The sequence below is a fragment of the Polaromonas sp. P1_E1_2 genome, assembly GCF_056406035.1.
The window spans coordinates 1-2,459 of record NZ_JBFUAZ010000624.1 but is presented as its reverse complement, the minus strand read 5'-3'; the positions used below and the strand labels follow the sequence as shown (position 1 = coordinate 2,459).

General features: G+C 61.4%; 4 protein-coding genes. 3 read left to right on the top strand and 1 reads right to left on the bottom strand.

Annotated elements, in window-relative coordinates; all coding sequences use genetic code 11:
* Positions 1-306 precede the first annotated feature (306 nt).
* The 3 genes from AC1D1P_RS20900 to AC1D1P_RS20890 are packed head-to-tail and all read left to right on the top strand — an operon-like array spanning position 307 to position 1,719.
* The gene (locus AC1D1P_RS20900; protein WP_477671094.1) at positions 307-849 is read left to right on the top strand and encodes a cysteine hydrolase family protein; all 543 of its coding nucleotides are present in this window, start codon (positions 307-309) and stop codon (positions 847-849) included.
* A gap of 31 nt (positions 850-880) precedes the next feature.
* Complete coding sequence (locus AC1D1P_RS20895; protein WP_477674283.1) at positions 881-1,297, top strand: TIGR02594 family protein; 417 nt, start codon at positions 881-883, stop codon at positions 1,295-1,297.
* A gap of 23 nt (positions 1,298-1,320) precedes the next feature.
* On the top strand, positions 1,321-1,719 hold the full coding sequence (locus AC1D1P_RS20890; protein ID WP_477671092.1) for a hypothetical protein: 399 nt from the start codon (positions 1,321-1,323) through the stop codon (positions 1,717-1,719).
* Between the two features lie 43 nt (positions 1,720-1,762).
* Here the strand turns inward: AC1D1P_RS20890 and AC1D1P_RS20885 are convergent.
* Positions 1,763-2,459 (bottom strand): lytic murein transglycosylase (locus AC1D1P_RS20885; RefSeq protein WP_477674282.1); only part of this gene is annotated, 697 nt, incomplete at its 5' end.

The following is a 2,459-nucleotide window of genomic DNA, read 5'->3' as shown; positions in this document are numbered from 1 at the left end:
GAGCGGCGCATGACGCAATTTGCCAGTTCGGTCGGCACGGATGTTCGGCCAGCCTGCTTTGCATGCTTGTTGGCTGCCGATTGATTTCAACGTCAGGCTGAAAATGCGTTACCCAGAATCAAACCCCCCATGGACCGGCCGTGTACGAGACCCATCCCGATCGCCCGGGGGAACTCGCCAGGCTGTGGCAGGAGGCGATGCAACAGCGTGGCTCCGGTGATGCAAACCAGGCACTGATCGAGCCTGCAAATTGCGGCAGGCTGAACTTCCCCTTTCCGCCAACACATCAACATCAGACCTTACTTCATGACGACAACTGCCCTCCTTATCATCGACGTTCAGACGGCTCTTTGCTCCGGTGAGGGCGGGGCCTTTGAAAGCCGGCGCGTCATTGACAGCATCAACCAGGTGTCTGCCAAGGCCCGCGCCGCGGGTGCTCCCGTTATCCTGATCCAGCACGAGGCGCCGAATGATCCGCTGGAGTATGGAACTGAGGGCTGGAAACTCGCGGATGGCCTGGACACCCAGCCAACCGATATCCGCCTGCGGAAGAAGGCGACGGATTCGTTCCACAACACGGAGCTGCAGACCCTGCTGCAGGAGCGTGGCGTCAAGAAATTGATCATCTGCGGCATGCAAAGCGACTTTTGCGTAGACACAACGACCCGGCGCGCCCTGGCTCTCGGCTATCCGGTCACGCTGGTTTCGGATGGCCACTCCACCGTGGACAACGGAATCCTCACTGCGGCACAGATTTCGGCCCACCATACGGCGACCCTGGCAAATATTGAGAGCTTTGGGCCGAGGGTCACTCCGCAGCTTGCGGGCGAGATCAAGGTTATGGTCTGAGCCAGCTTTGATTTCTATGCACACACCCTGGATGCCCATCGCCTTCGCCGAAGCCGGCGTGCGCACGTTTCCCATGGGCCAGAGTAACCCCCGGGTGACCGAGTACCACGCCCACACCAACATCCGCGGTTATGACGACAAGGCGTCGTGGTGTTCTTCATTTGTCAATTGGGCTCTGGCCCAGGTCGGCATCCCTGGGACGGGGTCGGCATTGGCGCGTTCATGGCTGGACTGGGGCGAGCCGCTCAGCGCGCCTGTGCCCGGCTGCATCGCCGTGCTGTCGCGGGAAGATCCCGGCGGCTGGAAGGGCCACGTCGGCTTCGTTCTCCGGGTGGATGCGGAGTATGTGTATTTGTGGGGCGGCAACCAGCTTGACGAGGTGCGCGAGCATTTTTATCCGTTGGCGGCGGTGTTGAGCTATCGCTGGCCTTCGCAGAATACAGGCTGATGCCGGACCCGCAGGAACACGCTATGCCACAAGTTCTGCTCGAGGGGTATACGGTCGATGAGGTGCTGGACCTGCCGACCGATGAACTTCAGGCCATGGTGCTTCGCGATGAGCCGCTCGTGTTCAAGGCCGGCAGCGCCAACATGCTTGGGAAATTCAAGGTGCAGGGCGATACGCTGTTGATGGAGCTGGCGCATATTGATGGCGGAGGCGAGGGTGCTTTGCCCAGTCTGGCTGCCCTTGCAAGCCGCTTTGCAAAGCGCGAGGGCCTCGCTTTCGTGGAGTGGCGGGTCCATGCGGTTCATTGCGCCACGCCGAATCTCAAGCTGCGCCGGGTCCTCGAAAGAAAGGGTTTCGCTGTTCGTGAAATCTCAGGTGTCGGCGAGTGCTATTGGCTGCGCGTACCGGTCGCCGGAACTTAACCAGGGAGTTGCATTCGGATCCACGCCGGCAACCACCTCTGCCTCACTGTCTGACCCGCGCAGCCACTTCCCGCCCCAGCTCAATCACCGCCATCGCGTAATAGCTGCTCCAGTTGTAGCGGGTGATGGCGTAGAAGTTTTCGGTGCCGGCGACGTATTGGGGCGCGTCCTGGCCGTTAAGCAGCTCCACCAGCGCCAGCGGCCCGGTGTGTTGGAGCGCAGGTCCTTCCAGGACCGCACCCTTGGCCGTGAAGCTCTCGATGCTGAATGTGGGCAGGATGTCCGGCGCCATCAGGGCGTCCATGTCGAGCCGGCTTTTGTCGAAGCTCACGGGGTAATGTGTGGGCATGCCCGGCTGCCAGTTGAAGGCCTTGAAGTAACTTGCGACCGAGCCGATCACGTCGGCCGGGCTGCCAGACAGATCGATGCTGYCATCGCCGTCGAAGTCCACCGCATATTTGACCCGGCTGGAAGGCATGAACTGCGGCATACCCATGGCGCCCGCGAAGCTGCCGCGTGCGTCGAAGGGACTGGCCTCAAGCCGGTGTTGCAGGGTCAGGAATTGCTCGATTTCGCCCTTGAAGAATTCGCTGCGTTCTTTGGCGCGCGGGTGGTTCGCCGGGAAGTCGAAGGCCAGCGTGGTCAGGGCATCCATCACGCGAAAGCTGCCGGTGTCGCGGCCGTAGATGGTTTCCACGCCGATGATGCCGACGATGATTTCGGCGGGTACGCCGTATTCC

What these genes read in the sequence shown, in the direction of transcription:
- AC1D1P_RS20890 (WP_477671092.1), top strand. Translation starts at nt 1,321, where the DNA reads ATGCCACAAGTTCTGCTCGAGGGGTATACGGTCGATGAGGTGCTGGAC.
- AC1D1P_RS20895 (WP_477674283.1), top strand. Translation starts at nt 881, where the DNA reads ATGCCCATCGCCTTCGCCGAAGCCGGCGTGCGCACGTTTCCCATGGGC.
- AC1D1P_RS20900 (WP_477671094.1), top strand. Translation starts at nt 307, where the DNA reads ATGACGACAACTGCCCTCCTTATCATCGACGTTCAGACGGCTCTTTGC.